At 45.2% G+C, this 26,769-nt stretch carries 18 protein-coding genes and 1 pseudogene; 15 read left to right on the top strand and 4 right to left on the bottom strand.

The window, feature by feature from the left end:
* Positions 1 to 307: 307 nt before the first annotated feature.
* On the bottom strand, positions 308 to 3,880 hold the full coding sequence (gene dnaB / locus QUB64_RS01810) for a replicative DNA helicase (RefSeq protein WP_333273878.1): 3,573 nt from the start codon (positions 3,878 to 3,880) through the stop codon (positions 308 to 310).
* On the opposite strand from dnaB, the gene QUB64_RS01805 reads away from it, so the two are divergent.
* Complete coding sequence (locus tag QUB64_RS01805; RefSeq protein ID WP_333273880.1) at positions 3,859 to 3,990, top strand: hypothetical protein; 132 nt, start codon at positions 3,859 to 3,861, stop codon at positions 3,988 to 3,990. The genes dnaB and QUB64_RS01805 overlap by 22 nt on opposite strands.
* A 272-nt stretch (positions 3,991 to 4,262) precedes the next feature.
* Here the strand turns inward: QUB64_RS01805 and rplI are convergent, their stop codons facing one another.
* Positions 4,263 to 4,721, bottom strand: a complete 459-nt coding sequence (gene rplI, locus QUB64_RS01800) for a 50S ribosomal protein L9 (protein ID WP_333273883.1) — start codon at positions 4,719 to 4,721, stop codon at positions 4,263 to 4,265.
* 87 nt (positions 4,722 to 4,808) lie between these two features.
* Here rplI and QUB64_RS01795 point away from each other — a divergent pair, with 87 nt between their 5' ends.
* Positions 4,809 to 5,054 (top strand): hypothetical protein, encoded by a 246-nt coding sequence (locus QUB64_RS01795; protein WP_333273886.1) that lies wholly within the window; start codon positions 4,809 to 4,811, stop codon positions 5,052 to 5,054.
* A pseudogene (locus tag QUB64_RS01790) lies at positions 4,996 to 6,114 on the top strand (RNA-guided endonuclease InsQ/TnpB family protein). Before QUB64_RS01795 ends, QUB64_RS01790 begins: the two are co-directional and overlap by 59 nt.
* A 78-nt stretch (positions 6,115 to 6,192) precedes the next feature.
* On the opposite strand, the gene QUB64_RS01785 reads toward QUB64_RS01790, so the two are convergent.
* Positions 6,193 to 11,283, bottom strand: a complete 5,091-nt coding sequence (locus QUB64_RS01785; protein WP_333273889.1) for a PAS domain-containing hybrid sensor histidine kinase/response regulator — start codon at positions 11,281 to 11,283, stop codon at positions 6,193 to 6,195.
* A gap of 398 nt (positions 11,284 to 11,681) precedes the next feature.
* Positions 11,682 to 12,455 (bottom strand): hydroxyacylglutathione hydrolase, encoded by a 774-nt coding sequence (gene gloB / locus QUB64_RS01780; protein ID WP_333273892.1) that lies wholly within the window; start codon positions 12,453 to 12,455, stop codon positions 11,682 to 11,684.
* Positions 12,456 to 12,679: 224 nt separating this feature from the next.
* Between gloB and QUB64_RS01775 the strand changes: the two genes are divergently transcribed.
* From QUB64_RS01775 to QUB64_RS01720, 12 genes are all read left to right on the top strand, one after another.
* Entirely contained in the window at positions 12,680 to 12,883 is a 204-nt protein-coding gene (locus tag QUB64_RS01775; protein WP_333273894.1) for a hypothetical protein, read from the top strand.
* A 363-nt stretch (positions 12,884 to 13,246) separates the two neighbouring features.
* Entirely contained in the window at positions 13,247 to 14,248 is a 1,002-nt protein-coding gene (gene galE, locus QUB64_RS01770) for a UDP-glucose 4-epimerase GalE (RefSeq protein ID WP_333273898.1), read from the top strand.
* Between the two features lie 274 nt (positions 14,249 to 14,522).
* Positions 14,523 to 15,359, top strand: coding sequence for a hypothetical protein (locus QUB64_RS01765; protein ID WP_333273900.1), 837 nt, complete (start codon positions 14,523 to 14,525; stop codon positions 15,357 to 15,359).
* A 135-nt stretch (positions 15,360 to 15,494) separates the two neighbouring features.
* The gene (locus QUB64_RS01760; protein ID WP_333273903.1) at positions 15,495 to 16,298 is read left to right on the top strand and encodes a class I SAM-dependent methyltransferase; all 804 of its coding nucleotides are present in this window, start codon (positions 15,495 to 15,497) and stop codon (positions 16,296 to 16,298) included.
* A gap of 9 nt (positions 16,299 to 16,307) precedes the next feature.
* Positions 16,308 to 17,465: a glycosyltransferase family 4 protein gene (locus tag QUB64_RS01755; protein WP_333273905.1), complete on the top strand. Its 1,158-nt coding sequence runs from the start codon at positions 16,308 to 16,310 to the stop codon at positions 17,463 to 17,465.
* A gap of 87 nt (positions 17,466 to 17,552) precedes the next feature.
* Complete coding sequence (locus QUB64_RS01750) at positions 17,553 to 19,556, top strand: ABC transporter ATP-binding protein (protein WP_333273907.1); 2,004 nt, start codon at positions 17,553 to 17,555, stop codon at positions 19,554 to 19,556.
* Positions 19,557 to 19,817: 261 nt separating this feature from the next.
* The gene (locus tag QUB64_RS01745; RefSeq protein ID WP_333273910.1) at positions 19,818 to 21,032 is read left to right on the top strand and encodes a glycosyltransferase family 4 protein; all 1,215 of its coding nucleotides are present in this window, start codon (positions 19,818 to 19,820) and stop codon (positions 21,030 to 21,032) included.
* A 155-nt stretch (positions 21,033 to 21,187) separates the two neighbouring features.
* Positions 21,188 to 22,138, top strand: coding sequence for a glycosyltransferase family 10 domain-containing protein (locus tag QUB64_RS01740; RefSeq protein WP_333273915.1), 951 nt, complete (start codon positions 21,188 to 21,190; stop codon positions 22,136 to 22,138).
* A 189-nt stretch (positions 22,139 to 22,327) separates the two neighbouring features.
* Complete coding sequence (locus QUB64_RS01735) at positions 22,328 to 23,362, top strand: DUF2278 family protein (protein WP_333273918.1); 1,035 nt, start codon at positions 22,328 to 22,330, stop codon at positions 23,360 to 23,362.
* 216 nt (positions 23,363 to 23,578) lie between these two features.
* Positions 23,579 to 24,553 (top strand): Npun_R2821/Npun_R2822 family protein, encoded by a 975-nt coding sequence (locus QUB64_RS01730; protein ID WP_333273921.1) that lies wholly within the window; start codon positions 23,579 to 23,581, stop codon positions 24,551 to 24,553.
* Positions 24,550 to 25,416 carry an Npun_R2821/Npun_R2822 family protein gene (locus tag QUB64_RS01725; protein WP_333273924.1) on the top strand — a complete coding sequence of 289 codons (867 nt, stop codon included), beginning with the start codon at positions 24,550 to 24,552 and terminating at the stop codon, positions 25,414 to 25,416. The genes QUB64_RS01730 and QUB64_RS01725 overlap by 4 nt, the downstream gene beginning before the upstream one ends.
* Positions 25,417 to 25,691: 275 nt before the next feature.
* A complete protein-coding gene (locus tag QUB64_RS01720) occupies positions 25,692 to 26,717 on the top strand; it encodes an Npun_R2821/Npun_R2822 family protein (protein WP_333273927.1) in 1,026 nt (341 codons plus the stop codon).
* Positions 26,718 to 26,769 lie beyond the last annotated feature (52 nt).

Raw genomic sequence — 26,769 nt, 5'->3', positions numbered from 1 at the left:
AACCGGGTTTCTGTTATATGTTGGTAGTGAGACTCAATACGGTTCACGATCGACCGCTATTGTGTTCGTAGTGCGGACTTCAGTCCGCAGTTTTATAGCGCAATACGGTTCGCTATCGACCGCTCTAATGGTAAAATACTTCTGGAAAAATAGATACGGAGATTGCTCTGGGGCGCGATCGCTGGGGACAAAAAAACGTTAAGTGAACCGTATTGAGTTAGGACTTAAGTCCTCTCGTAAGGCTATTAGTCAATCAGGACTGAAGTCCCTACTACGAACCTATTTTACCGCCTTGGTTTGATTTGATTTAAGAGCGCTTTGGAGATGCCAGATTGCGAAACGAGGTATATTGGGCGTCAAATAATAGTTTGATGATGCCTGTGGGGCCGTTTCTGTGTTTGGTAATGATTACTTCGGCAATTCCGCGATCGGGCGAATCGGGGTTATAATATTCATCACGATACAACATAATTACTAAATCGGCGTCTTGTTCAATCGATCCAGAGTTATGACTGACAATGCCATCAGCTAACCAAGATTCGACACCAGGAACAGTCAAGTCAAAGACTTCCTCTTCTCCCGCTGCTGAGATATTAATCACTTCATCCCAGAACAAGTCAGAAGATGCTTTTTTAACCAAGGCATCACTATCCAGAAGTTTGCCATAATCTAAAACCGTTTCTCGTGAAGGAGCAAAACTGAAGTGGGAAGAACCACCGTAGGCTGTTTCTCTCAGTTTAGACATCTGGCGTGTGGTGACATTACATTCCCGCATACGCTCACGAATAGTCTGAAATACTTCTTTAGGCCAAGTATCTCGGTTAGGATTAGCATTGATTCCGGCAATTTTCATCTTCAAGCGCCCAGCATCTGCTACTTTGCAGCCTGCGGAACCAATCAGATAGCTACCATCTCCCATCAAGTGAGCTAGCAAAGAAATTTCATGTTCCTTCCAGTTAATTGGCTTCTGAGGCTCAGGAATAAATCTGGCGATCGCCACCCGACTTCCCACTTGAATCGACTTTAACTCTTGCCAACCTTGCTCTGTGTAGATTCGATGTTGAGCCGTAGCCTTGAGGGTTCTGCCACTCGCTAACTTAAGGACAAAAACAGGCTTGACTCCTACTCGCCAAACCTTGTCACTTTTCGCCACCGCAATCTTTTCTAGGTGATTCATCGCCAATACCATTGGCTCTTGTCCCACTAAGTCGCGAATTGGAACTCGGCGACCATCCGCTAACAGCACGGGCGTATCACCAGTAACACATTCCCGTAAATCCGACATCATCGGCCGCTTATTTGTCCTCGCTTCCACACTTCGACTCAACTGAGACAAAGCAATAATCGGCACGTTGATCTCGCGGGCTAAACCTTTGAGACTTCTGGTAATTCGAGATAATTCTTGCACGCGGTTGTCGCTGCTACCTTCCATTAATTGCAGGTAATCTAGTAAGATTAATCCGAGAGATCCGCCTTGTTCTGCTTGGAGGCGGCGGACTTTGGAGCGAATCTCCATCACGGTAATATTAGGAGTATCATCAATAAACAATGGTAGTTCTGATAAGTTACCAATGGCTGTACTGATTGGCTCCCATTCGTTTTGACTGATTCTGCCCGATCGCAAACGGTTACTTTCTATTTTGGCTTCGCTGGACAGAATACGCTGCACTAGCTGTTCTTTCGACATTTCCAAGCTAAAAACGGCAACCGGTAATTTTTGCTGTCCAGCGGCGATGTGGTGGGCGATATTGGTACAAAAGGCCGTATTGTGAACGCAGATATCGTTAGCAACAAAATTGTGAGTCTCCGGGATTGTTAAGTCATAGACTTGCTTGTTTCCCATCGGTTCGATCGAAACTATTTCATCCCAGTAGACCTCGCTATTTGCTAGTTGTTTCAGTGACAAATTATCTAGGGCAGTTGCTAAAACTAAAAATCTTTCTCTGGACAACGCACGTTTACCAACGTGAATATTGGAATAACCTTTGATACCTGCACGTTTTGCTAGACATGCCCAAGATTCGTTGCCTTTTGCTAATTCTAAATATTCCCAAGCCTCGACAGGAATTAAATCGCGGTTACTGTGGTATTCTTTATTTTTTAATGCTTCTTTTACTTTGAATAATGCTGCCTCTTTTCCAAAAATGCCAATTTCTGATATGAATATATTGATAGATTTTGCGTCAGTAATATCGATAAACCAAGCTGGGTTGCGAGTATTTTTGTATTTGACTAAACGCTTTTTGAGGGCGGCAATGATACCAAATCTCAGCAGTAGATGCTGTACGTGTCTAGCTAATCCTTCGCTAACAGAACAGTAGCCTAGTTGAGATTGACCGCTGGTAAGTAGGGTAGCCCAGCCGTCAGTGGAAAAGAGGCGGTTGAGGAAAAGGGCAACTTGCGATCGCCGCAATCTAAACACTATATCCGGTACGGTTTTTTGGTGAGCATTTTTCCCCATCAGACCTAACTTTTCTAACCAATGTGTCAGGGGATTTTTATGACTTGTATTAATAACATCCATTCCCTCATCGGCTATGTGTTCTGGTTCTACTCTTAAAACTCTACAAATGCCACTAAATAATTTTTGATTGGGAAATGCTATTCCTTCCATCCAAGACCGGACTAATCGCGGTGGAACTTCCAATTCTAGCGCTAATTTTTTAGGATCGAAATCTCGTTTGAGAAGGATTATCTGTAAATTATAACCAAAGTTTTTTATACTATCTCTGTAACTTTTTCGATCGCCGATAACGCGATATTCGGGTGCGCGCCTCCCTTTATCGTTGAATCGGAGCGTAAGACCTCCGAAGTTAGTAGCAGCTTCAGCAAAATCTTGCAGTATAGCAGTATTTCCATTAGTGAAGTGTGGCGCACTCTGTGTCAAACACCCGTCGCCAATTAGATAAGCTAATAATTTAACTTCACAGTCGCGAATGGTTTCTTTACCAAAAACATCCATCTTGCGGGGTACAGCAATTTTGTCGCCTACTTGTATTTCCCCCAACTGTCGCCAACCCTTAATTGTTAAAAATGGGTGTGTAATTGTAGTTTCTATAAAGCGTCCCAGTCTTGTTGTTATCCGAAATACAGGCTTAATTCCATCATCTATAAAAGCTGATGGTTTAGTTAGGTGAAATTGCAAATCTTTTCCTAATGTTAGTAATTCTGCTTGACGTTTATGATAGATTTCTTTAATGGTAACAAGGCTTCCATCGCTTTGTAATATAACGGACTCATCCGTAGAGCATTTGCCCATTGCCGGCCTCCCAGCAACGATGATTAAATCCGATCGCTGAAAGCCTCCTGTCATGGCATCTAAATCATAAAAACCGCACGGAATACCGGGAAGCGTGAGGCCTTCATTGCGATTTTCTAGGTCTTGAAATGTTTGGTTTAGGGTTTCGCCGATCGATACTAAATCTTGTTGCGGGCGGTCTTGAGTGATGCTGAAAACTTCTTGTTCGGCGCGGTCTAAGACTGTTTCTAGTGGCGCTGCTGTCTCGTAACCTAATTGTACTATGTTGTTGCCCGCTTCGATCAATCGGCGGCGCTGATATTTGTCTTCGACTAGGGCAGCATATTGGTCGATGTTGACTGCTGAAACTGTGCGATCGACTAATTGTGCTAATTTAGTTAATCCTCCGACTTGTTCTAACTGGTTGCGATCCGTCAGCCAAGTCGTTACGGTCATTAAATCCGTCGGTTGACCTTGCAAAAATAGCCCTAATGCCGATCGATAAATGACTTGATGAGCGGTGATGGCAAAAAACTCTGGTCGCAAGATTTCAGAAATTCGGGAAATAGCTTCGGGGTCGATTAAAATCCCGCCCAAAATTGCTTCCTCTGCCTCTATATTTGTCGGCATCAAATCGCTCATTAGTCAATAGTCCTCAGTCATTGGGCATGGGGCATGGGGCATGGGGAATGGGGAATGGGGCATGGGCCCGCGCAGGGCATTGGGCATTGAGCATTGGGCATTGGGAATAGGGCAGTGGGGCATGGGGCATGGGGAATTGGGCATGGGCCCGCGCAGGTCATTGGGGATTGGCGAAACAGGGCATTGGGCATTGGCCAAACAAGGCATTGGTCATTGGTCGTTGGTTATTAGTCATTACCGATTAGTAATTGGGAATTGGTCATGCCCCATGCCCCATGCCCCATGCCCACCCTTCGACTTCGCGAGCGGGCAAGATGCCCCATGCCCCATCCCCCATGCCCGATGCCCCATGCCCCATGCCCCATGACTAATGACTCTTAAATTACATCGGGACAACTTGAATATTAACTTCGGCGGTAACTTCAGCGTGGAGTTTGATTTCAGCTTTGTATGTACCAGTGCCACGAATTTCGGGTAGGGTGATGCCGCGCCGATCGACTTCTTGACTGGTAGAGTTGAAAATCAGCTCTGCTACTTCTTGGTTGGTGACTGTACCAAAAATCGCGTCTCCTTCGCCGACTTGCTTGGAGATGATGAAAGGCCCGGCTGCTTCCAAGGCGGCTTTGCGGACTTCGGCTTGCTGCTTGAGCTCTAGCTGGCGCAGTCTTTCTTCTTCTCTGCGGCGCGCTGCTTGCTTGAGAATGCCGGGAGTGGCTTTAAATCCCATTCCTTGGGGTACTAGGTAGTTGCGGGCGTAGCCTGGGGCTACTTCTACTACGTCGCCAGCTTTGCCGAGTTTGCTGACATCTTTGTTTAAAACTAATTGGACGCGCTTGGCCATGATCGTTGCTTCTGGGTTTTAACTCGAACTGTTTATAATAGCGAAGTTTGAGGCGCGATCGCAAGGAAGAGGACTGAAGTCCTCACTATGAACCTATTGTGTGTGTTATACGATCCTGCGATCGATCGCGCTACCGAAAAAATGGGGTTAGAGCCTCCCCACTTCGGCTACGCTCAGTACATCGCCTTCCAAGGGACTTTCTCCATGTTTTTGGAGAGGAGCAACCATTCCTATGATAAATGTGTTATCATAGGAATGGTAGGAGGAAAACAAGATGCTCACTCTCGAATTCAAGGCTTACGCAAAACCAAATCAGTTTCAGGCAATCGATGAAGCGATTAGAATTTGTCAATTCATTCGCAACAAATCGATCCGGCTTTGGATTGATGGTGGAGCGAAATCATGGTTCGAGCTTTCTAAGTATTGTGCGATTTTGGCTTCTGAATTTGACTTTGCAAACAAGTTAGGTGCGATGGCACGACAAGCTAGTGCAGAAAGAGCATGGGCTAGTATTTCTCGCTTCTATGAAAACATCAAACAAGGAGTTAAAGGTAAAAAAGTTGGGTTTCCCAAGTTCCAAAAAGATTGTCGTTCAGTTGAGTACAAAACCAATTCTTGGAAGCTTTCAGAAGACAGAAAATCAATCACATTTACCGACAAGTGTGGAATTGGGAGGCTGAAGTTAAAAGGCACTCGCGACCTAAATTTTTATCAACCAGACCAGATTAAACGGGTGAGGCTGGTCAAGCGTGCAGATGGATATTACGTCCAGTTCTGCGTTCAAGTAGACCGATTGGAAACGGTGGCAGTCACGGGTAAAACTATTGGATTAGATGTCGGACTGAAAGAGTTTTACACTGATTCAAATGGTGAAACGGTTCCGAACCCTAAGTTTCTGCGTCAAGGTGAAACACGGTTAAAACGTGCCCAACGTCTTGTAAGCCGGAAGGTAAAAGGTGGGTTAAATCGCCGAAAAGCTAGAGTGATTTTAGGTAAGCGACATCTCAAAATAAGTAGACAGCGTAAAGACCATGCTATCAAATTGGCAAGGTGCGTAATCACGTCAAACGACGTAGTGGTTTATGAAGATTTGAGAGTGTCCAACATGATTAAAAATCACTGCTTGGCAAAATCAATTGGTGATGCTTCTTGGTATCAATTCAGAATGTTTTGAGAATATTTTGGAAAAGTCTTTGGTCGGATTACTATTGCGGTGAACCCTGCTTATACCAGTCAAGAATGCAGTAAGTGTGGGGAAGTAGTTAAAAAATCTCTATCCACCCGAACCCATATTTGTGAATGTGGATGCGAGATGGATAGAGATCGTAATGCTGCAATTAATATCCTAAATCGCGGGATAGGTACGACGGGGCACGTCGGAACTTCGATCTAGCAAGATCGTAAACGCTTAGGGAGACTGGATCTCTGGGTTAGGTGCGGAAACGCTCTTAATTTAAGTCCGATCGTTGAACTAAGAATCCTCACGCTCATCTGAGCCCAGGAGTGTCAAAGTAGCAACTAACTCACTCGGATCGATCGGCTTAGATAAGTGCTTTTGAAATCCGGCTTGCAAAACTTGCCGTTCGTTGGCTTCTCCAGCATAGGCTGTTAGGGCGATCGCCGCTAGCCCCCGATACTCTGGCGGCAGTTGAGTGCGGATGTGACGGATCAGCATATACCCGTCCATCTCGGGCATTCCGATGTCGCTGACGAGCAAATCCGGTGCAGTTTGGACGATCGACAGCAACGCCTCAGCAGCAGATGACAGGGAAATCACCTCTGCACCCGCGTCCTCTAGCACGAAGGCGACAAAATCGCGCGAGTCCGGCTCATCATCTACCACCAAAATTCTCAATCCAGCGAGCGGCCAAGATGAAAGATCGGCACTCTCAGATGAATTGACGGCTGTCTCCTCCTGCGTTCTAGAATCATCATTTAATAGCGGTAATCTCACCGTAAACGTCGCTCCTTGACCTTCTCCGGGGCTTTCTGCAAACACCCTTCCGCCGTGAAGTTCGATCAGTTGGCGGACGATCGCCAATCCCAATCCCAAGCCGCCAAATTTGCGAGTTGTGGCGCCGTCTTCTTGTCGGAAATGCTCGAAAACATAGGGCAAAAAATCGGGAATAATGCCTTTACCCGTGTCTGAAACTTGAATTTGAACTTCGCGTGCGATTTGCGCTAATTTAACTTCAACTCTACCGCCTTCTGGCGTGAATTTCACCGCGTTCGATAACAAATTACACACAATTTGCTGCAAGCGACCTGTATCGCCGACAACGAGTCCGATATCTGGATTTAAGATTGTTTGAATTTGAATCTTTTTAGCTTCGGCTGCTAGTTGCACGGTTTCCAAAGCAGACAAGATAATGGTTGCGATCTTCACCGGAGCAACATTCAATCTGAGTTTTCCTTGCAGAATCCGAGACACGTCGAGCAAGTCTTCGATTAATTGAGATTGCAGTCGGGCGTTGCGCTCAATTGTCTCCAACGCTTGGGCGGTTTTAGCCGCGCTCAGTTTGCCACTTTGCAGCAGTTGCGACCAGCCTAAAATCGGATTTAAGGGCGATCGCAACTCGTGAGAAAGTACCGCTAGAAACTCGTCTTTGATCCGGTTAGCTCGCTCGGCTTCGGCGCGCGCCGTTTGTTCCAATTGCAGAACCATATCGCGCTCGGTTTCCACTTGTTTGCGCTCTGTAATGTCGATCGCAGAGCCGATATAACCCTCAAATTGTCCGCTTTCTGTAAATCGGGGAACAGCCGCATCCAACGCCCAAGAATATCGGCCGTCGGGGCGTCCCAGGCGAAATTCCGTACTATAAATTTCCTGGCGTTGGTGGGCGATCAAAAATGCCTTCATGGCGTGTTCTCGGTCTTCTGGATGTACCGCGTTAATCCAACCCCATCCCAAACCAGTTTCCTCAGTTTGACCTGTAAATTCATACCAGCTTTGGCTTAAGAAAGTGCAGTAGCCTGTGGAGTCTGTTACCCAGACCATAAATGGAGCGTTGTTCGCCATATTGCGGAATCGCGCTTCGCTCTCGATCAGCGCTGCTTCCGATTGTTTGCGTTCTGTGATATCCCGACAGACAATCACTCCGCCGGTGATTGTGCTGCTAGTATCAACTACCGGATAACCGCTGATACTGATCCAGCGACCTTCGCAATCTTGGCGGCGGACAAATATCGCTACATCATTGACATATTCACCTTTGATTGCTCTGGTTAAAGGTAGTTCATTTTCAGGAAAAAGGGTTTTTTGGTCTGCTAAATATAGTCCGTAGGTACTAGACCATTCCTCAGCGGATTTTTCATTGGTTAGCTGACCGAACATTCCCACGGCTGCGCGGTTAAACAGCACAAATTCCCCTTGTTGGTTGGCGAGAATCAAAGCGTCACCTATGCTGTCTATAATTACTTGCAGTAACTTCGTTTGTTCTTGCAGCGCGACTTCGGCTCGCTTGCGATTTGTGATGTCGTTGGAAATGCCAATCAAGCCGATGACTTCTCCGGCTTCATTGCGGTAGGGAGCTTTTGTTCCCAGAAATGTGCGAATTCCATCGGGAGATTCTTCGACGATTTCTGTTTGACCGGATTCCATAATCCGCCGATCGTTAGCGCTGACGATCGCTCCCAGTTCTGCTATTGGGTATAAATCGCGATCGCGCCGGCCAATTACTTGATCGGCAGGTTTTCCCAGCGCCTCCAGGGTGGCTGGATTGGCATAAATAATACATCCTTGTCGATCTTTGACAAAAATTGGCGTGGGTGCTGACTCGTTAATCACGTTCAAAATTGCATTTTTTTGTCGCAGTTCTGCTTCTGTGCGTTTGCGATCGCTAATATCGCTCCAATAAGCCGTAAGTCCTTCGGCTGCTGGATAGGCGCTGACTTCTATATACATTTGCAGCGACGGCGAAAACTCTTGAAACTTGACAGAAACTTGCTCGGAAATGACTCGATGAAATTCTTGATATACCGTCGAATTGGATTCTCCTTCGCCGGGAAATAGCTCCCAGATCGATCGACCTAACAAGTCGTTTCTCGATCGAGCAAGCAGTTTTTCAGCCGTGGCATTAACGTAGGTATAGCGCCATTGCGAATCGATCGCGATAAAGGCATCGGTAATACTTTCGATAATATTGCTGACTTGCTGGTTTGCCAATTGCAGCGCGAGTTCAGCGTTTTTGCGCTCGGTGATTACTTCGGAAAAAATCATGATGCCGCCAATGTCACCGCTGTTGGTTCGCCACGGGTGAATTTCCCAGCGCACCCAGTCGATCGAGCCATCAGCGCGGGGAAACGGGTCTTCTTGGCACATTTCGACTGCTCCCGCCAGACAGCGCTGGTGGATTTGTTTCCAACTATCGGGTACATCGGGAAAGATATCGTAGTGCGATCGGCCTACAATGTTTTGAGCGCCGAGCCCGTAACTTGTCAGCCAGCGATCGCTCACCAGCATATACCGCATCTGGCGGTCAAACATCGCTACCCCAGCAGGCGTATGTTTCACGAACAGCCGCAGTTGCTCCGACTGTTGGCGCAGGCGATTTTCCGCCTGTTTGCGATCGCTGATGTCTTTGAAAAGTACGGCGACTTGGCGGCTCTGCGGCTCAGGAGTGCGAAACGCCGAAACCTCAAACCAGCGGTTCATCACTTCCGAGCCGTGTTCAAAGCGCACTGCTTCCCCTGTCAGCGCAACTTTGCCGTAGATATCGAACCAATAATTTTCGAGTTCTGGAACGAGTTCGCGTGCAGTTTTACCGACAGCTTGTAGGAGTCCGGTTTGTTTCTCAAAGGCGGGATTGACTTCCAAAAAGCGGTAATCGATCGGCTTTTGGTTGTCGTCAAACAGCATTTCGATCGCGCAAAAGCCTTCGTCTAGGGACTCAAACAAAGTCCGGTAGCGTTCCTGGGAGCGGCGCAAAGCTGCTTCTACTTGTTTGCGATCGCTAATATCCACAAACGCCGATACACAGCCGCAGACTGCGCCCTGCTCGTCAAATAACGGCACCGCATTCATCAACCAATCAAACGTCGCCCCGTCCGATCGCACCATTTGAAATTCCGCATCTCGCACGGGGGCGCCCGAAGCCGCAGCCCGCTGCATTGGGAGCTCTGCTGGCCCGATTTCCTGGCCGTTGCTAAATAGTTTGAATGGAAGCAGTGCGGCTTCGTCTCCGCTTGCAGAAACATTGGCATCCGGGCGCACTGTTAGCATCGACTGAGCAAACTTGTTAGTGCGAATTACATGACACTGAGCGTCGCGGGCGATCGCAATCCCGACGGGTACAGCATCAAGGATTAATTGCAGTTCATTAACTCGCCACTCTAGTTCTTGGTTGAGCCGTTGAATCTCTTTTTTGGAAGCTTTGCGATCGGTAATTTCGTACACCATCACATTCACGCCCAGCACGCGATCGTCCTCGGCTTTCAGCGGATAGAGACTCAACAGCCAATCGCGTTCTACTCCCGGCTGTGCTGAGTTTCTACCGCGAACTTCGAGCTGTTCGAGGGGAACTTTAGTGTCAATAACTTGTCGGTAAAGCGGCTCTAAATCATCTGCTTGTTGTGGCAAGATTTCGCGCAATGTTTTACCGATGTGGGCGGCGGCGGGAACTCCGTTAATTTCTGCGAGGCGATCGTTCATGCGGACAAATCGCAAGTCAGTATCGATAAAGCAAAGTCCGATCGGCGCGCTCGCATAAATTGCCTCGATTTCTGCTAGTTGTTGGTGCGCCGTTTGCCCTTGTTTAATAAAAGCAGCCCGATCGGCTTTCTGGTCGGTCACATCTTGAAAATAAACGGCAATTCCCGAGGCGATCGGATAAGCTCGTACCGCATACCAAGCATTGAGCGGCCCATAAAAAGATTCAAAACTAACTGTAACTTGCTCTGTGGCGCAGCGGCGATATTCCTGCTCGAACAAACTACCCGCAGATTCGGGAAACTCTTCCCAAACGCTGTTGCCGATCAAATCTTTCGAGAGTCGATTTATCCACCGCGCCGCTTGAGAATTAACGTAGGTAAACCGCCAATCTCGATCCAAAGCAAAGAACCCGTCGTCCATACTTTCGAGGATGTCTGACTCTTGTTGGGCGAGCGCGTCACCGAATTGTGGCCCAGGTTGACCGATTTCTATAAAGGTGGTAACTACGGCGTAGGGAGTCGATCGATCTCCCTGAAATAAAGGTTGAGAATTGATCTTCAACCAAATCAATTCTCCCTGCGGCTGATAGAAGCCCATGATGACATTGCAGCAGGGTTGTCCGGTTTGCAGCGCCACCATCGCCGGGTGCATCTCGCCGGGAAAATCCGAGCCATCTTCACGCAAAGTCTGCCACGGACTGTTGATGGAAGTGTTACCCTGCATTTGTTCTGCTGTCATCCCCAACAGTTTCTCGGCGTAAGAATTGCACGCCTGAATGCTGCCGTCTGCCAATTGTAGAACCATCCCTACATCTGTTGGCAAAGCTGCACCCGGGTTGAGTGCTTTGTGAGAATCCTCTGAAACAGAGGGGTCGATTTTCGGTTGGGGTTCAGTATTGCCTAGATTTTTCATCTTCTAACAAAGATCGTTTTACTTGTGGCAAAGCCAATCGCGCTCATCAATTATATATAAGGGAATAATCACAAAAACTTTTAATGCAAGCAGGCTGACAATTCAAACCTCAGAGAGATGTCGAGCGTCCTGCTGGAATTTCAATATCTCGACAATTTATTTTATACCAGAGTTCCACGTCTTAACCAGTTGCCAGATTCAGCACAGGCAATTTTCGGGCTGTGGCAAATGAGGGAAGCGATCGATCTCATCATTTTTAAATGTTTCTCTATATATACGATAGGTGGCTGTTGCTGGTTATCTGCGTGCAAGCCACTGCGACTTGCGCGCAGGTAACTAAAAACCCAATTGCTTTAAATAAACCCGATCGCAAATTTTGGCGCCGACGCTGCTACTTGTCAAAATCGGTCTTTCATGCCGCGCAATCGAGCGAAGGTTTGCACTGGATCGCGGGTGTTTGCCGCTGATTGCAGGTTGGGAAAATCCCAGCGCAAAAATGGGTTTGTGCTTTTCTCAATACCGATCGATGATGGTATTGTCGGTTGCGATCGGCTGCGAGCTTCTTTAACTGCTGCCAAGCGCTGCTGTAACTCAGGATTGTCGGGATCTACGCTAATGGCAAATTGCAAGTTTGTCAGCGTGTATTCGTGGGCGCACCAAACTCTGGTATTGTCGGGCAAGTTTCGCAATTGTTCGAGGGAAGCTAGCATTTGGGCGGGAGTGCCTTCTTTGAGTCTGCCACAGCCTCCAGCAAATAAAGTGTCCCCACAGAACAATTCGCCGGTTTCCCCTGGGTTCCTGGGCGGGAAATAGTAGGCTATGTGGGCTTTTGTGTGGCCGGGTACGAAGAAAATTTCGGCGGTTCGATCGCCAAATTCAACACGATCGCCCCCTTGCAAAAATACTTGCTGTCCCGGAATTCTGCCTCGGTCTTCGGCGCCGCCGTAAACTGTAATTTGGGGAAAGCGATCGATCAGTTGCTGGTTGCCCCCTACGTGGTCGCTGTGGTGGTGCGTGTTGAAAATTGCTGTTAATTCGGCTCCGAGCGATCGCACTTGCTGCAAGACCGGTTCTGCTTGCGCTGGATCGACCACTGCTGCTGTATGGCGATCGGGGTCGTGCAGCAAGAAAATGTAATTGTCGGACAGTACCGGAATCCGATACACCTGCATAGAAAACAGCCTCTCTCGAAAAAATCTTATAGAATTAAAATATTGTGAGCGTGTTCCGAAGGCAGAATGCAGAATTCACAAATCAGCGCATCTATCTTTGGGAGTAAAACTCTGATACATTATTTCTGCTGTTCCACAAATTGCTTTGCGGTCTGGTACGGACGATTTTCAGGTCGAGAACTCCCAGCAGCTTTAAATATTCTGACATAAATGCGATCGAATAAATGCGAACATCTCAAAACAAATCCAACTTAACAATTTCTCAAATGGTCGATCGGATTGTCGCGTCTGGCAAAATCGCTCGCCGGGAACATTTAGTTTTGACTTCTGCTATCCTGTCAGATGATAAACTTTCAGAGGAGGATCGACATCAAATCAATCGGATATTTGATTATATCCAAATTGGTCGCCTCAAGTTGATCGATTGATCTGGTAAATTCACAAGATAATCGACAGTTGCAGTTAAGGCCGATCCCCCCTAACCCCCCGAACCAAGGGGAGTAGGGGGTGGGACAATAGAATTGTCAAAGCCCCCCTTAAAAATCGGGAACAGAATTCTCAAAGCCCTCTTAAAAATCGGGGGACAACAGAATTCTCAAAGCCCTCTTAAAAATCGGGGGACTTTGAGAATTCTCACAGCGATTAAAAATCGGGAACAGAATTCTCAAAGTCCCCCGACTATCCGGGGGAGTAGGGGGTATGCGAGGGGGATCTCCGGGGAATAAACAGGCTTAACCCAACCGTATTGCAATCTCATCGACAGTCCCAGTTACAAAACAACCCACAATAAAATGAGTACAGAAAAACCCACAATTTTGGTGACTGGTGGAGCTGGATATATTGGCTCCCACGCCGTCTTAGCACTGAAAAACGCCGGTTACGGCGTGGTGATTTTGGATAATTTAGTTTACGGGCACCGAGATATAGTAGAGCAGGTTTTGCAGGTAGAGTTGATAGTTGGCGATACCAACGATCGCACTTTGCTCGACAACCTGTTCGCTACGCACAACATTGCAGCAGTAATGCACTTTTCTGCTTACGCTTACGTGGGCGAATCTGTTACCGATCCCGCTAAATATTACCGCAACAACGTCATCGGCACGATTACGCTTTTGGAAGCGACGATCGCTGCTGGAATCAAGAAATTTGTGTTTTCTTCTACTTGCGCGAGTTACGGCGTACCTGAGGAAATTCCGATCGCAGAAAATCACCCGCAAAATCCGATCAATCCCTACGGTGCTACTAAATTAATGGTAGAACGTATTTTATCAGATTTTGACACTGCTTACAATTTTAAGTCTGTTTGTTTCCGCTATTTTAACGCTGCGGGAGCCGATCCGAGCGGGTTGTTAGGAGAAGATCACAATCCCGAAACTCACCTGATCCCGCTGGTGTTGTTGGCTGCTTTGGGGAAACGAGATTCGATCGCAATTTTCGGCACCGATTACGATACTCCTGACGGTACTTGCATTCGCGATTACATTCACGTTAACGATTTGGCCTCGGCTCACATTTTGGGACTGGAATATTTGCTAAATGACGGCAAATCTGATTTCTTTAATTTGGGGAACGGCGGCGGATTTTCGGTAAAAGAGGTGATAGAAACAGCCCGCCAAGTGACGGGAAAAGAGATTAAGGCCGTGGAGTGCGATCGGCGTCCGGGAGACCCGCCTGCTTTGGTTGGCAGCAGCAAAAAGGCGATCGAAACCTTGGGTTGGTCTCCAGAATATCCCGACATTAAGGATATTATATCCCATGCTTGGCAGTGGCACCAAAAACGCCATCACGCTTAGTATGTAGGGTGCTTATGGCGCACCTTAACCCCAACAAAAACAGTGATTGCTCCGGGTGCGCAATGCGCACCTTACACTTAACAAAAAACATCGAGCTTTGCGGAGTGGACTGAGTTATAAATTCTGAAAAATATTGATACAGTAGGGAAACGGCATGGTCGTGTCCTCACTTCCCGCGCCGGACACGGCCATGCCGTTTCCCTACTCCAATCTTTTAATAGTTAGTATAAAATTGAGGATTGCAGCAATAATCTTGAAAAATGGTATTAAGTCAATGAATTCAAATAAATTAGAAACCCAGGGATTTATCACTATTTTAACAGGTCTTTACTCTTTCCAAGATTGCGTTCATTTTCTGGCGTCTGTCAGGAAGTTTCACCGGGAACAAATTATTATTTTAATCGATAGAGTGCCTCGATTTTTATATCCTTTACTTCAAGTGTTTGGAAATGTCACATTGCAGCCTGCACCCTCTCACAAAAATCCTGTTTTAGCGTCGCGACAAGCTAAGCTGGCTTTGTACGGGGAATCTCTGTTTGAGAAGACTATTTATATGGATTGCGATATTTGTTTGCTGTCGCCAATAGATGAGGTTTTCGACTATCTTGACGCGGTGGATTTGTTAGTGACGGAAGACGTGCAGCCTGCGATTGCTAAAGCGGCAAATTTATTAAGAGTCAAGCAAGATATTCTGTCAACTTTGCAGTCTGTGGGATTACCGCTAAACGAAAATAGCATTCAATACAATGGCGGATTTATGGCTTTTACGAAAAGCACTAAAAATCAGGAATTGTTCGCAGAATTTAAGAAATATTTCGAGATAGTAGTTGCGCATCAAAATGTGTTACTGTTGAAAGACCAGGGTGCTTTTGCTGCTGCCGTTGAATCTGTGAAACCAAAAATGACAACTTTGTCCCCTGTTTACAACTACTTGGATAAGTGGAAAGATGTTTATGCGATCGACAAACCGATCAAGGTCATGCACTGCACTTATCCCTACCGCCCTCAGTACGCCAAGAACGTCACGCGATCGCTCTTTACTCGAATAGTCGATCGCACAGCTAAAATATTTTTACCAAATCAAATTAACAATCCCTGGCGCTTAAAATAAACTTGATTATTATACCAACCGCTGCCAAATTTGCGAAGATCGCACACACACATTCTCTCTCTCTTATCTCTCTGCGCCCTCTGCGCCCTCTGCGGTTAAAAATCACAAAAGATAAATAGGATCGCTCTAGATACCGTGCAACATTATACCAAAGAACTATATCAATACTTACAAAAAACCTCCCACGAATCAGCCAAACAAATTATCCCGATTATTTGGGAATTCGTGCAGCCAAAGCGAGTAATTGATGTCGGTTGTGGGACGGGGACTTGGCTGTCAGCATTCCAAGAATTCGGAGTCGAAGATATATTGGGAATTGACGGCGATTGGGTTGACCAAACAATGCTAGAAATCCCCGATGCCAACTTTTTAACATTAGATTTAACCCAGGCTTTGCCGATTGAACAACAATTTGATTTAGTTGTTTCTCTAGAAGTGGCAGAACACTTACCCTCTGAGTGCGCCCAGGTATTTATCGAGTCTTTAGTGAAGCTTGGCCCAGTGATTTTATTCTCTGCAGCCGTACCATTTCAAGGGGGAACAAATCACGTTAACGAACAGTGGCCAGACTATTGGGCGAAACTATTTCAAGAGCAAGGATATGTAGCGATTGACTGCGTGAGAAATAAAATATGGCAAAACGAACGAGTTAAATGGTACTACGCCCAGAATATACTTGTATTTGCCAAGGTTGAATATTTAACAACGAATCCACTCTTGCAAAAAGAGGCAGATCGAACTAACATATTTCAGCTTTCCTTAATTCATCCGCAGCTTTATTTCCGAACCTCATTAGAAGCAACTACATTAAGACAAGAAATCAAAGATATTTTAGCCTTAAAAGATCCGAGGATTTCCCTAAAAAAAATATTTTTTGCTTTGCTACCCTTGACAAAAGCTCGGTTAAGCAGGAAAATAAAGCAACTTTTTGCAAAATAAATTTACCAAGTGAAAGTTTCATTAGTGGTGAGCGATTTGTCTGGAGGAGGTGCAATTCGTGCTTTTCTCCTAGCTCAAGTCCTGATCGAGCTTAAATGTGATGTAGAAGTTGTCGGCTTTCAGTTTGGTAAGGAATTGTATGCTATTCCTCCGACAGGCATCCCGGTATGTGCGATTCCGGGAAAAAACTATCCGGGGTTTTTGATGGATGTTCAAAAATTATTGAAAAAAATCGATGGGGATATTATTTATGCAGTGAAACCTAAGCCTACAAGTTTTGGTTTATCGCTGCTCAAAAAACTCGATACTCGCCGTCCTGTCATTTTAGATATTGATGACTGGGAACTTAGCTGGTTCGGCGGCGACGAATGGAAATATCGCCCTTCTTTTAAGCAACTTTATCGAGATATTTTCAAACAAAATGGTCAGTTGCGAGAACCGGATCATCCGCTGTACATCCAGTGGATGGAAAGTTTAGTTGGCCGCGCTGATGCTGTCACCGTCGATACTGAGTTTCTCAAACAGCGTTTTGGTGGTGTATATTTGCCTAATGGGAAGGATACTGAAATGTTCGACCCTGCTAAATACAATCCTGAATTGAGCAGAGAGCGTTACGGCTTGTCCGACTATAGAGTTCTCATGTTTCCAGGTGCGCCGCGAGCTCACAAAGGTGTTGAGGATGTTTTGATGGCCCTCGAACAGTTAAATGAGCCCGATTTAAAATTAGCGATCGTCGGCGGAAGTCCTTATGATGATTATGATGATAGACTTATGGAACGATGGGGTCGTTGGGTTGTGAAACTGCCAAAATTTCCTGTGGAAACAATGCCGGAAGTTGTAGCGGCTGCTCACGTTGTCGTTGTTCCTCAGCGAGACACTCTGACGGCTGTGGCTCAGTTTCCGCTCAAGCTGACAGATGGCATGGCAATGGCTAAGCCTGTTTTGTCTACGCGCGTGGGAGATATTCCAGCAATTTTAGGCGGAACAGGTTATTTAGTCGAACCTAGTTCTCCCGATCAAATTTCCCAAAAAATTAAATGGATATTTCAAAATTTTACAGCCGCCAATTTGCAAGGAATGAAAGCTCGGGAAAGATGCGTGAAAAAATATAGTATTCAAGCAATGGCACCGATACTTTCAGATATAATTGCAGGTAGCTATAGGTGACATTCAAGCAACTGAATCGAGGAAGTAAAACTGGCTGTAATTTAAAGAATATTTTGAGATGCCGTACTGTTTAGCTGGGAATGCTTCATGTCTGCCAATAAGCTACTCCTAAAATTTGCCAGACGATATCCGGGCAGGATTTTGTTAACTGTGATGCTGGGCTTTTCTGGGGCTTTATTCAGCGGTATCAGCACTACTCTGATTGTACCAGTGCTCTTAATTTTTTTGGGGGAAGCTATCGAGCTGCGCGGCGCTCCACCTCTCATTAAAAGTTTGATGTATCCCTTTGAGGGAATGCCGGAAAATCAGCGTTTAATGTTGATGACCGGGGCAATTGTTATGACAATTATATTAAAAAATGTTGCTAGTTATATTAATACTTTAGTCGCCACTTCTCTGACGCGCTCTCTGACTTTTGATTTGCGAGAAGCAGGTTTGCAGTTGTTGTTAGAAGTAGATTTAGATTTTTATTCTAAAACTAAAGTCGGGGATTTAATTAATAGATTGGGCGGAGAGATTGGCCGGACTGCGAGTGCAGTTGGTACGGCAATCGGAATGTTTACTACCTCAGTCACTGTTTTGGTGTTTCTGGGTTTGCTGCTTTCTATATCGTGGAAGTTGACGTTGACATCTACACTTTTGTTGGGATTGGTTGCTTGCACAAATCAATATATTATTAACCGTTCTAAGCATTTTGGTCTCGTGCTTTCTGAAATGTCGAAAGATTATTCGGTGAGGGTGCTGGAAACCATGACTGGGATTCGGCTAGTTAAGTCAACGGGGAATGAAGAAAGGGAGTATCAGCGGATTAAGCATTTAATTCAAAGGCGAGAACACGCGGATTTTCAGGCTCAGGTAAATTATGCGGCGATTGCCCCAATTAACGAAGTTGTTAATTTGATCGTGATAATTTTGATTGTATTTATCGGTCGCACAATATTTGCTAATGAGATTGAATCTATTTCAACTGTTTTGCTGACCTATTTATTGGTACTTTTTAGGCTAATCCCTTTGATATCTCAGTTGAATAGCGGGCGCAGTCAATTTGCTAATACGTCAGCTAGCGTAGAAGTGGTTAATGATTTTTTGAGCTGCGATGACAAGCCGTTTATGCTGAACGGTTCTGTGCCGTACACTCATTTGCGATTGGGAATTCGTTTTAAGAAAATATCTTTTAGTTATCCGAATCACAAAAATTTAGTTCTTCAAGGAATTGATTTATTTCTACCTTACGGTACTACTTTGGCTTTGGTAGGAACTTCAGGTTCTGGGAAGTCAACTTTGGCAGATTTACTGCCGAGATTTTACGATCCTACAGAAGGTAGTATCTCGATTGATGGTAGGGATTTGCGCGAATTTGATCTGAAAAGTCTCAGAAAGGCGATGGGTATTGTTAGCCAAGATACGTTTTTGTTTAATGCTTCGGTGCGCGAAAATATTTCTTACGCTAGACCCGATGCGACGGAGGCTGAAATTGTGGAAGCGGCGCAGGGGGCGAATGCTTATGAGTTTATTGAACGGTTGTCGGAGGGGTTGGATACTCAAATTGGCGATCGCGGTGTGATATTATCGGGAGGGCAGCGTCAGAGAATTTCGATCGCTAGAGCTTTGCTGCAAAACCCGGAAATCTTAATTTTAGACGAGGCAACGAGTTCGCTGGATACGGTTTCGGAAAGATACGTGCAATCGGCGATCGAGAAACTGAGTTGCGATCGCACAACCTTAGTCATCGCCCACCGCCTCTCCACAGTCCAAAAAGCCGACAAAATCGCCGTGATCGATCGCGGGGAAGTAGTAGAAATTGGTTCCCACGAAGAATTGCTCGCCAAAGGAGGTTACTACACTCGATTGTATGCCATGCAATTTGCCGAAGAAACTGCCCGCGATGAAGCATTAATTAGAGGTTCTTACGAAATTCGCACTCGCCTGACTCCAATGATAGCTTACCTGAAATTGCTAGTAGATGAAATGGTAGATTCTCCCGAAGAAAGAGATGAGTTAATCAGAGAATCGTATCACTCGGCTGCTAATATTTTTAAGACTTTAGAATTTATAGAAAATACCATTAAACGTCAGAGTGTTAACAAGTAGAAAATTAGTTAAAATATAGCGGTTCTCAAAAAAGTGAGGTATGTCCTATGCCCTATGCCCTATGCCCATAGCCCATAGCCCTATGCCCTATGCCCATAGCCCTATGCCCTATGCCCATAGCCCTATGCCCTATGCCCTATGCCCTATGCCCATAGCCCTATGCCCATAGCCCTATGCCCTATGCCCTATGCCCTATGCCCTATGCCCATAGCCCTATGCCCATGCCCGTCAAGTACCTCATCTTTCTGAGAAAGGCTATATATGTCTAAATATTATGTATTTTTTACCAGAAATGTCTTACCACAACCCAATGTAGCCAGCTTAGTTCAAGTTGCCCACTCTGCCAATGCCGCCGCAAATCTCGGTTATCCAGTAGTTTTGGTATACCTCCGCAAAGGCTGGAGTGCTTTGAATCCGGTTGATTTACTGGTTCCTTTTCGACCGCGAAAACCGGACGATCAATTTGCCAAGATTTATAATATTCAAGATAAGTTAAAAGTAGCAGATTTACCTGTACCGTGGCCGATCGATTTTTGGGACAGCAAATGGACGAGTGCGAGTACCATAGTTTCAAAATACTATTTACCAATTCACCTGTTGAAATCGACTAAAATTGTCCACAGCCGCGACTGGAACTTTGTCAAAGCTGCTATTAAAAACGGAATTCCCGCTATCTACGAACAACACCACCATGAAGATAAGAAATTTGAGCCGGAAATCGTTCGCAATCCTCTATTTCAAATTGCTGTAACTGTTGCTGATACTGTGCGAGATACCATGATTGAGAATGGGATGCCAGCGGAAAAAGTTATTATGCTGCACAATGGTTTTAATCAGTTGTTTCTCGCGAGACAAACAGCAGCATCCGAGAATTGGCGACAGCAATTATTGCTAAATGGCAGAAAGCATTTAGCCGTGTATGCGGGCGGGCTTTACCCGTTTAAAGGTGTGGATATGCTGGTGGATGTGGCGCGGGAGTTGCCGGATGTTCAATTTGCGATCGCCGGTGGTGACTCATCGCAAGTAACAGCATACCAGCAGTTAGCCGCAGACAAGCAGGTCAACAACATCAATTTTCTCGGCTACCAGCCTCAAAATCAACTAGCCAGCTTGCTACAAGCAGCGGATGTTTTAGCTCACCCTCACTGTCTGACGGAGGCCGCGACATTCACGTCTCCATTGAAGTTCTTTGATTATATGGCGTCGGGTAGTGCGATCGTTGCGACGGAGATTGCATCTTTGATGGAATTTAAATCGGGAAATATAGCAGCAATTTGGTGCGAACCGGATAACCCGCACAAGTTCGCCGAAAGCATTCGAGATAGTTTAGCAAAATATCCGAGGAGGAGTGAAGGTTATCCAGAAACATTGAATTTTGTCAAGCAGTTTTCGTGGGAAAATAGAATTGAGAAAATTTTGAGCTATGTGGATGAGTCATTGGTAGGGTGCGTCAGTCCGCAGGCGACAGACAATTGATAAAATTATCAAAACTGACGCACCATTAACTGTAGGGTGCGTCAGCTCTTAAATTATCAAAACTGACGCACCATTAACTGTAGGGTGCGTCAGCTCTTAAATTATCAATTATTCCGAAAATAACCCAAGCTGACGCACCCTACATACTACTAATTATGACTCCAAAAATCATCGGTACGATCACCACCTATCCAGGCATGAACCAAAGCGATTGGCTATGGCAACAAACCCCTCACAACTTCGGGAAATGGGGCAATATTCAAATGCTCGCCAACCATCCAGAACCAGATTTTCTACTCATGTATCAATTCGACTTTCCCCGACAGCCGAAACAGCAGTCCTGGCTCGATAAAATACGCCATTACAAGCATCCAAAACCAGAAAATGACATTCGAGACCAATTTCGCAACGTTCCCAAGGAACGCATTATATACCTAATTAGAGAACCGCCTTTAGCAGAAGTAATTGAGATTACCAAAGCCAACTACGAACAAGCAAAACTTTATTGCGGTTACGTTTCCGGGCCGGACGACTTCGCACCAAAACCCGATTATATGCCCGCGATTTGGTATCACTCTAACTCATTTCGAGAATTGAACGAAATGCCGCCACCGCCGAAAACTAAATCTTGTTGTTGGATAACTTCGGGCGTTAGTCGCACAGCCAATCATCGGCGCAGATTAGATTTTATCAAATTGCTGCAAGAAGCAGAATTAGATTTTGACCTTTACGGGCGAAATTTGCCAACTTGGGCCCAGGGAAACGGTACGGTTAACAATAAATGGCACGCTGTCGCACCTTATTATTACAATTTGGCTATTGAAAATTATGCAGATAATGATTGGTATGTCAGCGAGAAACTTTGGGATGCTTTGTTAGCTTGGAATTTGCCGATTTATTACGGCGGTGGGGCGGCGGATAAGTTGTTGCCGGCGGGAAGTTTTTTGCGGCTTCCCAGTTTGGATGAGAAGGGAGTAGAATTTATTAAAGAGGTGATTGCTACGCCGGATTGTTGGCAGGAAGCAAGGGCGAAAATTGCTGAAGCGAGACAAATCATTCTCCATGAATTAAATCTGCTTAATTGGCTGTCTAATTTTGTATCTTAGGAAAAAGTGAAAAATCTGGTTCGTAGTGAGGACTTTAGTCCGCATCAATCAGAGAAGGACTAAAGTCCTCACTACGAACCGTTGTTATTTCCGGCAATAGGGGGTGACGGGGTGAAGGGGTGGCTTGACCTGCCAGTGCGATCGCCCTATAACTTATTCTATATATTCTCAAGTACCGAGTCAAAACTTATGCCTTTAAAAAATTACGGTGTTTTAAAAGGTCGTCCTGTGGGACGGCGGTTGGCGATTACTTCTAATGCCCATTACCAAGTTCACTTGGTTTCGGAAGATACAGACTACCGAATTGCTATCAATGTCAAATCGCAGGTGGAACCGTCGGAATTAGAGTATTTGATTGATGAAAATTTCTCTCATCCCCTTTTGGCAGATTTGCCAGATTTGCCTTTGGGATTTAAGGAGTTGGAGAGAAAGCCCGGTGGTTTGGCACTTGACTTTATTCGCGGCAATTTGTTCGATCGCACTAAAATGATACCCATACCCTTCGATGTACCGGGTTCGGACAATGACTTAAACGAAAAAATCGACAAATACGTCCAGCGGGCAATGTCGGATGAATTAGCGCATATCTATGCTTTTGGCGAGAGATTCGGGCCCGAAAGCATCAAAGACAAAATCTTTGGTTTTTTGCCCGGTAACGGCATTCACGACATCCACATGAATCAGGGGAATGCCGGCAAGTTTGCTAAGGATAACGGCGTTTGGCAAGACGGTGGAATGTTGGTACACTTCCCGTCAGAAAACCGCTGGATAGGTATTTTCCTGAAGTTTCAATCGCAAACTTGGCACTCTGAGGATGATGTGGGAGAACCCATCGACACTACACCCTTACCAATTCCCGGTAAACCTCCTGTCAAAGTCGAGCCAGGTAAAGTTCTACCACCTGACTATATTGTCAGAATTGTGGCGGCGTTAGTAAGTCCTGTGGGTGAAGATGCTGGAAAGGAAACCGTAACGCTGCTGAATACTTCACCGGATGCGATCGATCTAACTGGATGGGCGATCGCAGATAAGTTAAAAAATAAGCATACCCTTTCCGGTACGGTTGCTGCTGGTGCTTCTCTAGCCGTTACCTTGCCGCCAAACGTGCAACTGAGTAAAAAAGGTGGCTTGATTACCCTGTTGAACAAACAAGGGCTGAAAGTGGACGGCGTGTCGTACACTCAGCAGCAAGCACAACGAGAAGGTTGGACGATCGTGTTTTAATTAGTCATTGATATTAACTGCTAACTGGTTCCCAGGCTCTGCCTGGGAACCAATATTTAGAGGCTCTGCCTCGCTAATTTATCGCTAATATCAAGTCCAGTGGCAGGACAAAAGCAGGGCGGGGACAGGTTTGCGAGATACTTAGTTTCAAACATGGATGGTTCGTAAAATCCGCTACAACCAGAGCGCCAATTATACATAACTAATCCACTCAATATGAATGGAATTTGCACGCTAGCCAACGATACAGTTTGCGATCAGCTAATTGCCTTGCTCAACAGCATCGAAATTATCTTAGGCTCAAATACTCCCGTCTGCATTTATCCTTTCGACGACCAAATACAGCAAATTCAAGCTGAAATTGTTAACCGTCCCAACGTGTTTATTTATGAAGATATAGCTTCGATTCAGCGATGGGACGAATTCATGCAAGCAGCCGCACCTGAGCGTTTGAACCGCAAAAAATCCCGGCTCTACGGCGCGCACCGCCGCTTTTGCGCTTTCGACGGCCCGTTTGCCAAGTTTATCTATCTGGATGCCGACACTTTGGTGATGAATTCCCTTAATGCGGTTTTTCAGCAGTTAGAAAAATCTGATTTTGTGGTTTACGATTTTCAATTTCGCGACCCAACTAAAGTATACAACATTCAGTCGCCAAAACTACTTGAACTTTTTGAGCAAAATCGGATAGATTCGGAAATATTTTGTTCGGGTTTTTACGGTAGCAAGCAAGGATTATTTAACCACAATACTAGAGACTGGCTTGTAGCTGAACTCAAATCTGGAGATGCAGAAATCCTTTATTCCGGTGCGGGAGAACAGCCTTTACTCAATTATATGGTGATGAAGACTAGAATTAATAGCTATAATTTTGCTCGCAGTCTTCCAGATGATTCTAAAACTGGGTGCAGTGTTACTTCCCCACATTTTCAAAACAGAGATAACATTTTGTACGATAAGGGAAATCGCCTGACTTACATTCATTATATTGGGGTGCAGCCGGATTTAATTCGCAGGGTTTGTGCTGGGGAAAATATTGAGTTTCCCTATCGAGATTTGTTTCTGTACTACCGCTATTTGCGGGAACCTCAAAAGCGGCCGGTTTTTACGCAACCGCCGAAATCTTATGCTGATATTTCTTCGCGGAGTTTGCTAGAAAGAGTGTTGAGAAGGTTGAGGATAAATTTATGAGTCGCGGTATTTATATTGTTGCTAATGATAAGGTGATGGAAAGTGCGATCGCCCTGATCGCCAGCATACGCCTGTACAATTGTCAAGTACCCGTTTTTTTGATTCCGTTTGACGACAATTACCTGCAAGTCGCGGCCGCACTCAGCAGCCTCTACGGGGTGCAAGTGTTCCCAAATCTGGGGTTTGTGGAACAGTTTACCAGGGAAATTAGCCAAATATTCGATCGCAACTTTTTAGCCCTTCCCAACAAAATGCGCAAACTTTGCGCCTGGTTTGGGCCCCTCGACGAATTTCTGTACATCGATACCGACATCATCGTCTTTGAAGACATCGCAGCCAACCTCAACAAACTCTCAGAAGTAGACTTTTTTTGCTGCGACTATCATCACCTCAGCGAAAAACTGCGAAATGTATTTTCACCCATTGTCAAAGAACAAAATATCTTTACTGACTCACAGCTACAAGATGTATTCAACAGCGGTTTTTGGGCTTCCCGAAAAGGCACGATTACAGAATCACAAATGTATGAAATTTTGCGGGAATGTTCGCAGCATCGAGAATATTTTGACTTTACTCAAAATGTCACCGACCAACCTATACTAAATTATATGATTCTTAAGTTAATTGATAAGCGCTGGAATCTTGTTAAAAATTCAGCGACAGAACCTGGAAGCTGGGCTGGTTCTACACAGTTTGAAGAAATTGATTATGTGCTTTACGACAAAGGTAAAAGGTTAAAATATGTTCACTGGGCGGGGATACCAATTAAATCGGGTAGTCCTTATTGGAAACTTTGGCAACATTATCGTTATTTGGATGAACCAAAACCTAATTTAATGCAAAGATTATTCCGATATTTGTAGGGTGTGTTGGGCGCTGCTTTAATATTTGATATGATGCGAGATAATGCGGAAGCGCCCAACGCACCTGACGAGATGATTGGTGCGTTGGGCTACGGGATATTTGTAAGGTGTGTTGGACGCTGTTTTGATATTTGATATGATGCGAGATAATACGGAAGCGCCCAACGCACCTGACGCGATGAATGGGTGCGTTGGGCGCTATATCTATATTCTATCGGGCTGAGATTCTTGGGAAGCGCCCAACACACCCTACGAGATCTTTTTTTAAATAAGATATGACTGATGGTATTTATATTCTGGGAAATGATGTGGTTTTTGACCACTTAGTCGCTTTATTAAACAGTCTCGAAGTCAACGGGGCGAAAAATATTCCTGTTTGCATCATTCCCTATGATGATAACTTGCAAAAAGTTCGAGTAGAAATTGCCTCGCGAACCAATGTTACTCTATTTGAAAATATCGATTCCATCCAATTTTGGGAAGACTTCGCGACTCAAGCTTGGACATCTCACCAAAAAGCTCAAAAAACTTGGCAAGCCAAAGGTTGGGCGCAAGTTCACTGTTTGGGAATGCACCGAAAATTCTGCTGTTTTCATGGCCCTTTTGACAAATTTGTCTATTTTGATGCGGACACTCTGTTAATGGGTTCTCTGGATTATATCTATCAAAAACTTGATGAATTTGATTGGGTAGCTAACGATTTTCAATACAAATCTGACCTCAATTATGTCTTTGATTTATCTGCCGAAAAATTCGCCGAAGTTTTTGAGGTTGAAAGAGTGGAATCTCGGGTTTTTTGTGCGGGTTGGTTTGCTTCGAGAAAAAATATTTTAAATCGAAATAACTCAGCCGAAGTTTTAGATAAATTGACTTCAGGAGAAGCGGAAATTTTGTCTTTGCGGGGAACAGACCAACCTTTATTTAACTATTTAGTCGCCCGCAGCAGCATCTCTTTTTATAACTTTGCTTACCATCAACCTGCACGGGTAACGGGCAATCATTGGTCTTCTCAATTTGATGTGATAGATTATGTTTTATACGACAAAGGACGGCGATTGACTTATTTGCATTACATGAGCATTTCGGCGACACAATTTACTCGATTGTCTGCGGGCGAAGATGTTGAGATTCCTTACCGAGATGTATTTCTGCACTATCGCTATTTGCATTCGCCGGAAACACAGCCCAAACTCTCGCCTCCCAATTTCTTGCTTCGCTTGCAGAGGATTTTCACAAGTTGGGGTATTCAAAAATTTAATAATGTTCTATTTAAGTTGCGGATTTTAATCAAGAAGGACTAAAGTCCTTACTACGAACCAACTTTCTTCGTTGTTAGAAAAGCGGATTTTAATC

This window comes from Microcoleus sp. Aus8_D2, assembly GCF_036702665.1.
Taxonomy (GTDB): domain Bacteria; phylum Cyanobacteriota; class Cyanobacteriia; order Cyanobacteriales; family Microcoleaceae; genus Microcoleus.
Note: the sequence above shows the minus strand (reverse complement) of the source record. Positions and strands in the feature narration are given on the sequence as shown.

Excerpts from the sequence above, each read along its gene's own strand:
- QUB64_RS01740 (WP_333273915.1), top strand. The coding sequence starts at position 21,188 with ATGACTCCAAAAATCATCGGTACGATCACCACCTATCCAGGCATGAAC.
- QUB64_RS01765 (WP_333273900.1), top strand. The coding sequence starts at position 14,523 with ATGAATTCAAATAAATTAGAAACCCAGGGATTTATCACTATTTTAACA.
- QUB64_RS01720 (WP_333273927.1), top strand. The coding sequence starts at position 25,692 with ATGACTGATGGTATTTATATTCTGGGAAATGATGTGGTTTTTGACCAC.
- QUB64_RS01730 (WP_333273921.1), top strand. The coding sequence starts at position 23,579 with ATGAATGGAATTTGCACGCTAGCCAACGATACAGTTTGCGATCAGCTA.
- QUB64_RS01735 (WP_333273918.1), top strand. The coding sequence starts at position 22,328 with ATGCCTTTAAAAAATTACGGTGTTTTAAAAGGTCGTCCTGTGGGACGG.
- QUB64_RS01775 (WP_333273894.1), top strand. The coding sequence starts at position 12,680 with ATGCGAACATCTCAAAACAAATCCAACTTAACAATTTCTCAAATGGTC.
- QUB64_RS01795 (WP_333273886.1), top strand. The coding sequence starts at position 4,809 with ATGAACCTATTGTGTGTGTTATACGATCCTGCGATCGATCGCGCTACC.
- dnaB (WP_333273878.1), bottom strand. The coding sequence starts at position 3,880 with ATGAGCGATTTGATGCCGACAAATATAGAGGCAGAGGAAGCAATTTTG.
- QUB64_RS01725 (WP_333273924.1), top strand. The coding sequence starts at position 24,550 with ATGAGTCGCGGTATTTATATTGTTGCTAATGATAAGGTGATGGAAAGT.
- gloB (WP_333273892.1), bottom strand. The coding sequence starts at position 12,455 with ATGCAGGTGTATCGGATTCCGGTACTGTCCGACAATTACATTTTCTTG.
- QUB64_RS01750 (WP_333273907.1), top strand. The coding sequence starts at position 17,553 with ATGTCTGCCAATAAGCTACTCCTAAAATTTGCCAGACGATATCCGGGC.
- rplI (WP_333273883.1), bottom strand. The coding sequence starts at position 4,721 with ATGGCCAAGCGCGTCCAATTAGTTTTAAACAAAGATGTCAGCAAACTC.
- QUB64_RS01745 (WP_333273910.1), top strand. The coding sequence starts at position 19,818 with ATGTCTAAATATTATGTATTTTTTACCAGAAATGTCTTACCACAACCC.
- galE (WP_333273898.1), top strand. The coding sequence starts at position 13,247 with ATGAGTACAGAAAAACCCACAATTTTGGTGACTGGTGGAGCTGGATAT.
- QUB64_RS01785 (WP_333273889.1), bottom strand. The coding sequence starts at position 11,283 with ATGAAAAATCTAGGCAATACTGAACCCCAACCGAAAATCGACCCCTCT.